Below are 7,597 nucleotides of genomic sequence, written 5' to 3' on the forward strand. Positions count from 1 at the left end.
ATTAACCAAACCAATTATTGCATCTATTGCCCGAAGGCAATATATTTTAGAGGCACTATCTGTAGCCAGCTTTTAGAGAATTGGTATAATTGTGCAAAAATTCCAAAAAATCCAGCCGATAAGAAACCTAGTAAACTTAAGTAAGCAATGATCAATCCTGTATTTTCGCTGCTATTACGGCTAATTTGAGAAAGTTGGTGAAATAACTGGTTAAGTTAGTTATTTGTAGTTGTCGGATATTGATGTAATTTGTGACGTGACATAGTATTAGAGTATAGGTAAGTAAAAGTTGAGATTTTTTCTTGCCAGCTTTGCCAAAGTTGAGTACCTGTCTGAAAGTTGAGAGAGTCGGACAGGTTGCTCATTTGGTAGTCAAACTCTGATGTTTATTTGACTTTTTTAAGAATTTCAAAAATCACTCATCAATTTTTTCATCTCAGTGCAAACGAATGTCGAGCATATAAATCTTTCTATGTAATGGTTTTAGCATTAGATCGTTAACCTCTGTTTTGAAAGATAAACTCTTGCTCAGTAAGCGTTTCATCAATTAGGTACGTTTGCCTATTTTGTACGCCCTTTGTTTCTGGGTAGCCAGAGATTTTCAAAATTAATTAGAATGAAGAAAGCCCACAACGATTCCAGAATAGACCGTAGCATGATCCTTCTGATAAACCAGATAGAGCGTTGGTCAGATTTCATCTGCTGATGTAAAGCTTCTAGTTCAGCAATGCATTCTTCTGGAAGAACAATAATTAATTGACCAGTTAAAGGTAGAGATATTTTATTTCCTTGTCTCAATAACAGTACTAGCATTAATATGAACATCAGCACTGCTGATATCAGGGGTACAAATTCCTGTTGAAGCTGTGTCTGGGACTGCTTTGCCTGCCATAACTGCGCCTGCACCTGCGACTGTTTTGCCTGCCATAACTTTGCCTGTGCCTTCTTGTCCTCATAGTTTACTAATGCCTGATCCAGCTTTGTCTGAGACTGCTTCGCTTTCTCCTGTGCCAACTCCACCTTTTGCTTCCACTCGCCGCTGTCAACGCCAGGTTCTGCTTCGCCTGATTCAGCTTCTTCTGATCTTCCTCCTTCTGATCCTGCCATAACTTTACCTGCTCTGGCAAAGCCTGGGACTCCGCGTTCGACAAGTTAGCCTGGGACTGTGCCAGTTGTGTCTGCGCCCGTTTTATGTGCGCCTGAAACAACTGCGTATCCTTCTCCTTGTACTCCTTTACCAGCGCCAGATTCGCCTGAGTTTGCTCCCTCTCTCCTTGGTATCGATCTACCTCCCCTTGGGACTGCACCATCTCCTCTTCGGACTGCATGGTCTTCGCCAGTACATCCTTCATTGACGCCTGATTATTCAGCTTCGCCTGGGACTGCTCGAAATGATTGTACACTCTTGGCGCTTTTACAACTAAAAAGCCGAGCGAGGTAGATATACATAAACCTATAACTAGTCGCTCACACCAAATCCGTTTTAGTTTCCGTTTAGTATTCTTATCCACTACCTCAAATACTCCCCAGTGCAGTTTGCCCTTGAGCAGCTTGCATAGCTAGCTGAGAACGATATATTTGCCACTGGTTAAATACATTTGCACCTAATCCCGTGACTTTGTAGTATTTCCGTCTTGCACCACCAGTTCTTTCTTGTTCATCACCCCATCGCCATTCGATAAATCCCTTTTTCTCTAACCGATTCAAAGTAGGGTAGAGACTACCAAAACTTAAAGAAATGGGCCTTCCTGGGTTGAGTTTCTCAAGAATTTCTAAACCATATAGTTCTCTAGCAGTTAACAATACAGTCAGAATATCTCCCTCAAGAGTTGAAATATTTAGTATTTCATCATTTTTACTTTTTTTTTCCATAGCTCCAATAACTCGGAGGTTCTATTGGTTTTAATAGTATTATACAAATATATAAATGTCTATATTTATCTAAAAAATATTTTCGTCAGCTATTTCTATTTATTTACAGCGTATACTGAGATATATTTTTTACCAGCCTGTCCGGCTTTTCAAACACCCTCTAAGGGAACTAAGAATTCGGGAGATGTAGCTGTTAGCTTCCCACAGGGTGGTAAATGAGGGAGAAATAACCAATGCTCAATTTCCAATACCTTAGAACAAATACCTTGGGAAGAGATCCATATTGCCCTAAAATTCTACACGGGGAGCGAAGCTGACTGCTGAGTGCCCTCATGATTCACCGTTATCAGAGGAGTTTTTTGTGGACTTATCTCGTATTCCTGCCCAACCGAAACCGGGTCTAATCAACGTTCTGATTGAAATTACTGGCAAAAGTAAAAATAAATACGAATACGACAAGGAACTACAAGCTTTTGCTTTAGACCGAGTACTTTATTCCTCGGTGCAATATCCTTATGACTACGGCTTTGTACCCAATACTTTGGCTGATGATGGCGATCCCCTTGATGGTATGGTCATAATTGACGAGCCGACCTTTCCCGGTTGTATTATTGCTGCGCGGCCAATTGGCTTTTTGGAGATGATTGACGGTGGCGATCGCGATGAAAAAATCCTTTGTGTTCCTGATAAAGATCCGCGCTACACTCAGGTAAAATCTTTGAAAGATGTAGCACCACACCGCTTAGATGAAATTGCTGAATTTTTCCGTAGTTATAAAAATTTGGAAAAAAAGGTGACTGAAATTCTCGGTTGGCAAGATGTGGATAAGGTTGCAGCTTTAGTAGAAAAATCCGTCAAAGCTTATAGAGGATAATAGAGGAGTTAGGAGTTAGGAGTTGGGAGTTAAGAATTATGAATTTTTATTCCTAACTCCTGTACAGACGCGATTAATGAGCCAGCGCGTTGCGGTGAGGGGGTCGCAGTCTTGGCGGTTACCGTCGATTGCGAACCCCCGAACCCGAAGGGGGGTTCCCCCCGTTGTAGCGACTGGCGTCGCGTCTGTACTCAGAACTCTCGCTTGTTACGGATCGCAAAAACTGCTACCAAACCCAAACCAGAATGCAGCGTACTCTCCTTTTGGCAAAAATTCATAACTGCACCCTCACAGGGGCAAATATCAACTATGTGGGTAGTATCAGCATTGATGAAATCCTTTTGGAAAAAGCTGGTATCTTACCTTATGAGCAGGTGCAAGTAGTTAATAATGCCAACGGTCAGCGCTTTATTACTTATGCGATCCCCGCTCCAGCTCATTCAGGAATAATTGAGCTAAATGGGGGTGCGGCACGTCTAGGCATTATTGGCGATCGCTTGATTATAATGACTTACGGGCAGTTCACTCCAGAAGAGTTAAAAAGTTACTCTCCTACGGTAGTCATTGTGGACGAAAAAAACAGGCTCTTAGAAGTGCGGCGCTACGATGACCTGCTCAGTAAGGTCTAATTTCAAGGAAAATGTCAAATTTTGAGTTGTCGGATTCCCAGAGCTACATAACAGAAAAGTCATCTACCCTGCCCAGTAGCGCAGCAGGTGAATTTATCGTGCAATTCTGGGGTGTCAGAGGTTTGATTCCCACTCCTAGTAGCAATACTAATCGTTATGGTGGTAATACCGCTTGTGTAGAAATGTATGTAGCTGGGAAACGCTTGATTTTTGATGGTGGTACTGGCTTACGCATACTAGGTAAAACTTGGCAAGAACTGCAACAGCCACTAGAAGCCCATTTATTTTTTACCAACTCCCAATTGAACCGAATTCAGGGTTTTCCCTTTTTTGCTCCCGCATTTATTGGGGAAAATTGCTTCCATATTTACGGCATAGCTGCCTCAAATGGAGCCTCAATCAAACAATGTCTGTACGATCAGATGCTCCAGCCACACTTTCCTTACCCTTTACAGGTAATGCAGTCGGAATTGCAGTTTTGCAATCTGACTCCAGAAAGTGACGTGAAGTTAGATAATGTCACCATTACAACTGCATTAATTAATCAAACTCAGCGGTCAGTTGGCTACCGAGTTACTTGGCAAGAATATAGTGTTGCTTACATCACAGATTTGCACCATAATGGCGATCAAGTGGAGCGAGAGCGGATTTTACGGTTCATTCAAGGCGTTGACTTGCTAATTGCCAATGCCACTTACACTCCACCTACATCTCATAACCATGATTCTGCTGATTTACTCTGGCAAGCTGCGGTGAATACTGCTCTGAGTGCTGGCGTTCAACGGCTAGCTATTTCTCATCATCATCCAGATGACCATGATGATTTTCTTGACCAGGTTCAAGTCGATATTAAATCTGCTTTTCCTCACGCCATACTAGCTCATGAAGGTCTAGTATTAGCTGTTGGTAAGTGATATTTAATACTCGTTGGCACTTCTTTCATGCATCTATTACCAAGTGCCTGCCATTGGCGATTATTATTGTGAAGCCATTGTTATGCCCAATATCGGGATGTAGGATCAAGTTTATTAACTGTGTCGTGATATATAGCAATCGAAGTATAGATTAGGACATAATAGAAATAAACTATTTAAAAGAATGGCAGCTTCTTATAGCTACGATTTAAGAACTAAAGTGATTTAAGGGGTGACAAAGAGGTATAAAGCTGAGTGGATAATTATACTATTTTTTACTTAGATTATCTTAAAGTAGCTTTTCTAATCTTTCTAACAAAACTTCAAAATCCTGCTGTTTCTCCGGGTCGTCCCAGGATTTAACTTTATTTGTCTTGGTATAAATTTATTTCAGTCTTTGCGGACACATTAAAGTTTTATCTATAGTACCGCCCTTTCCTTTCGCTGCGGCTGCTTTCAACTTGGCAATTTTCTCTTTGATTTGGTTTAAAGATAAACCTTGAGCGATCGCTTCTTTCAGAAGAGACTTTCGCTTGCTCACTTCTTTAATACCTGCGATCGCTCTGTCTTTTATATACTCTATAATATCTTCTTCCAAAGCTTGCAGAAGCTCTTCGGGCAGATTGAGCAAGGGCTGTCTGCTTTTAACATAGGATTCCCAGATCATTTTCCCCAAGGAAGCCAGAACCTGCTCTACAGCGTTCGCTTCCGGAGGCATAACGTTATGCCCCCGGCTTATCAGCCCCGTGCTTCATCTGGGTAAGCAAGGATTTTACCTTAAGCTGTCTGCCATCAGGTATGTGCTAACGTTCACAATGAATCGGATAAATCAAACCGCCACTAAGTTTTGGTTGCCAGCGAAAAGCTTGAACTGAACCAAGCACTTGCAAATTATTAAAGTGAACTTCAATTTCAGCACTTGTCTTTAAAAAACGTTCTTGTTGCTTAGAGAAGAGTTTGTCTAGGAAGCGATCGCCTTGGAACGCCTCTTCAATTTCACCTTGATTCTGCTCAGTAGTGAAAGATGCGGATTCAATTCGGCGATTGCCTACCCAATCGTCCTTCAATTTTGAACCCCTCTATTCCTCGCCATTGGGAAGAAATCTGTGACGCTAGAAGTTGCGAAAAGAAGCAAAATTAGGTTTGAGGCTTAAGTACTCAAGCTGCTTCTCATGCCAATCCAAGTTAAAAAGCTCAGAGCCGTACATCGCTACTCCAACCATTCCTATTGATCGAGTGTTCCAGCTCTGGTTCTGTTACTTAATCTTTGAAGTGCCTTAGTCCGTTCCAAGTGATGAGTGCTGAATAAAGAAGTGGGATTGCCAACTCAGCACTCGGCACTACTCCCGCACTATGTACTTTAGGCACATCTTTGGGGAATACTACTAACATCCACTAATACAGCGCTTCCTGTTGTTATGAAGTACAGTTTCTCCCCTCCCTGCTATCTCCTGTACCCTTTCAGGACTGAGAACATACCTCACAATAGCGGGAACTGCTGTATCCCTGTTGTTAACTAACTTGAGGAATATTTAACTATGTCTATTGAGCAACTCCAGCCTGCAACTCAACAACAAGCCAGTGTTTACTTACCTTATATTCAGGGCACTAGGCGCAATTTCTTACCCTATGCTATCAGTCTTTATCAAAAAGGGGTCTTGGAGGGACATCGGAAGATCGAAGCCAGCGAACATGTTCCCTTTGTCGCCTCCTGGAATGTTGCTACTTTACCCTCAGACTTAACCCGTTGCCGAATCCAGTTTGATGGCAATGCTGACCTAAGTTATGAACTGATGATGGCTAGTTTCGAGTTTATTAATTTTTTAATTGAACTTATGGACAACTATAAACGTTATCGTGTGACCGATTTTTCACAACCCTTTTATCGCAAGTTACTGCGTATAGATGATTGATTAAACTCAGCCGGATTTGCAAAAGTCCGGCTTATATTTAAAATTACACTAATAGTTTATCAATTTTAAATTGATGGGTAAGCAAGTTTGCAGTAAAGACTTTAGTCCTTATTTTATAAGATCATTTGCTCACAAGGGACTGATGTTTATAATTCAGTTTATAGCGGTTTTTTTTTATGTGAGGTACACACGTAGGGGCACGGCATGTTCCCTACACCTAGTGATATAGTACCGCATCTGAATGGGAACTGCTATAAGCCTTGTGAGCTTTCTGACAATAGCCTTTCAGTTTTAAAACGTCTTCCTAAGTCCGATGTCTTTTCTTTTTTTCATAACGATGCCAAAACCAGCTACCATCAGAGTTCCGAGAAGGCTAGCGGGTTCTGGAATTGAAGTTTCATTTATAGGTACTTTAATTCTTAAATTTGCCAAGCTAGCGTTAGTTATGGTCAAGGATGTTACACTCGGTAAACCTGCAACATCAGACTGGAAATCAAAGACCGTGGGAGTTAAATTACCATTGGAATTACTATATCGTTCCCCATATCCACTCACTTCAAAAGTACCTTGATACTTCTTTCCGGTGTCTGGGTCTGTGACAGTACCAGTGTAGAAAGCTTTTGTAAGATTAAATTCATCCTGAACTACTCCTTGAAATGTGGTTCCTGCCAATTGTCCCTGGTAGAGAAAGGGAGTCAACTGACCACCAGAAAGAACCAGCGATGTAAGAACACCATCAAACGAGACAATCGGAATACCTTTAAACTCAACAAAGTAATGCAGACTTCCATCAGAGCGTGTTTCTACCTTTAAATAATCTGACTGGTATACAGGAACATAATTAGGATTATTATTAGTATTTAAGTTCTGGTAATAAGTTCCAGTGTCATCCGTATCAATACGAGTAATACTGTTATTGAAATTGGGATTATTTCTGGGAAGTTCGATAGCTCCTGATAATGTGCCAGTGCTTTTAATTGTGATGAATTGAGCGGCAAAAGCACCTGACTTTTCCCGTTAAGTCTCGAAAAGCTAGCTAACAAAGGATTTAAGAAACAGCACCGTATATACGGTAGAGTAATTGAAATCGGGTGCTAAAGGTGACAAGCAATGTTGGATTGGTGGGAGAAAAATTTTGCAACCTGTGAACTAGGCGATCGCCGATTAAATGAGCGTGCAATGTCGATAGGCTATGCTCTAAGTATTGGATTTGGCAAAGCACTGTCGTCCATTTTCAGTAGTGGAACCGTACTCAAAAGAGCCTATGAGTTTTTGCCAATCCAAAAGTGCAATTTTCAAGCACGACTTTTCAAAGATTATGGCAGTATTGAGGCTAAAAAAGAAGGTTACGGTCCAATTGGAAAGGGAGGTAACGGTTTAATATTACACAGTGCT

At 41.3% G+C, this 7,597-nt stretch carries 10 protein-coding genes; 5 read left to right on the plus strand and 5 right to left on the minus strand.

Translation table 11 applies throughout. The features are described 5' to 3' along the window. Window positions 1-561: 561 nt before the first annotated feature. Both V7K89_RS18315 and V7K89_RS18320 read right to left on the minus strand, forming a co-directional pair. The gene (locus tag V7K89_RS18315; protein WP_335189523.1) at window positions 562-1,107 is read right to left on the minus strand and encodes a hypothetical protein; all 546 of its coding nucleotides are present in this window, start codon (window positions 1,105-1,107) and stop codon (window positions 562-564) included. 408 nt (window positions 1,108-1,515) lie between these two features. Then, the gene (locus V7K89_RS18320; RefSeq protein ID WP_335189525.1) at window positions 1,516-1,872 is read right to left on the minus strand and encodes a PadR family transcriptional regulator; all 357 of its coding nucleotides are present in this window, start codon (window positions 1,870-1,872) and stop codon (window positions 1,516-1,518) included. A gap of 361 nt (window positions 1,873-2,233) precedes the next feature. Between V7K89_RS18320 and V7K89_RS18325 the strand changes: the two genes are divergently transcribed. The 3 genes from V7K89_RS18325 (at window position 2,234) to V7K89_RS18335 (ending at window position 4,289) form a co-directional block, all read left to right on the plus strand. Beyond that, window positions 2,234-2,746 (plus strand): inorganic diphosphatase, encoded by a 513-nt coding sequence (locus V7K89_RS18325; protein WP_335189527.1) that lies wholly within the window; start codon window positions 2,234-2,236, stop codon window positions 2,744-2,746. A 245-nt stretch (window positions 2,747-2,991) separates the two neighbouring features. Beyond that, the gene (panD, locus tag V7K89_RS18330; protein ID WP_335014121.1) at window positions 2,992-3,375 is read left to right on the plus strand and encodes an aspartate 1-decarboxylase; all 384 of its coding nucleotides are present in this window, start codon (window positions 2,992-2,994) and stop codon (window positions 3,373-3,375) included. An 11-nt stretch (window positions 3,376-3,386) separates the two neighbouring features. Then, on the plus strand, window positions 3,387-4,289 hold the full coding sequence (locus tag V7K89_RS18335; protein ID WP_335189529.1) for an MBL fold metallo-hydrolase: 903 nt from the start codon (window positions 3,387-3,389) through the stop codon (window positions 4,287-4,289). A 385-nt stretch (window positions 4,290-4,674) separates the two neighbouring features. On the opposite strand, the gene V7K89_RS18340 is transcribed toward V7K89_RS18335, so the two are convergent. Together V7K89_RS18340 and V7K89_RS18345 are read right to left on the minus strand one after the other, a co-directional pair. Next, a complete protein-coding gene (locus tag V7K89_RS18340; protein WP_335189531.1) occupies window positions 4,675-5,007 on the minus strand; it encodes a hypothetical protein in 333 nt (110 codons plus the stop codon). An 85-nt stretch (window positions 5,008-5,092) separates the two neighbouring features. Continuing rightward, the gene (locus V7K89_RS18345) at window positions 5,093-5,356 is read right to left on the minus strand and encodes a hypothetical protein (protein ID WP_335189533.1); all 264 of its coding nucleotides are present in this window, start codon (window positions 5,354-5,356) and stop codon (window positions 5,093-5,095) included. 471 nt (window positions 5,357-5,827) lie between these two features. Here V7K89_RS18345 and ebsA point away from each other — a divergent pair, with 471 nt between their 5' ends. Then, window positions 5,828-6,202 (plus strand): type IV pilus biogenesis protein EbsA, encoded by a 375-nt coding sequence (gene ebsA, locus V7K89_RS18350; RefSeq protein WP_335189535.1) that lies wholly within the window; start codon window positions 5,828-5,830, stop codon window positions 6,200-6,202. A gap of 291 nt (window positions 6,203-6,493) precedes the next feature. Here ebsA and V7K89_RS18355 read toward each other — a convergent pair whose 3' ends face one another. Further along, window positions 6,494-6,874 carry a PEP-CTERM sorting domain-containing protein gene (locus tag V7K89_RS18355; protein WP_335189537.1) on the minus strand — a complete coding sequence of 127 codons (381 nt, stop codon included), beginning with the start codon at window positions 6,872-6,874 and terminating at the stop codon, window positions 6,494-6,496. Window positions 6,875-7,312: 438 nt separating this feature from the next. Here V7K89_RS18355 and V7K89_RS35955 point away from each other — a divergent pair. Then, window positions 7,313-7,597 (plus strand): IS4/Tn5 family transposase DNA-binding protein (locus tag V7K89_RS35955; RefSeq protein ID WP_442941711.1); only part of this gene is annotated, 285 nt, incomplete at its 3' end.

Origin of the sequence: Nostoc sp. (genome assembly GCF_036917515.1) — a bacterium.
Classification (GTDB): domain Bacteria; phylum Cyanobacteriota; class Cyanobacteriia; order Cyanobacteriales; family Nostocaceae; genus Nostoc.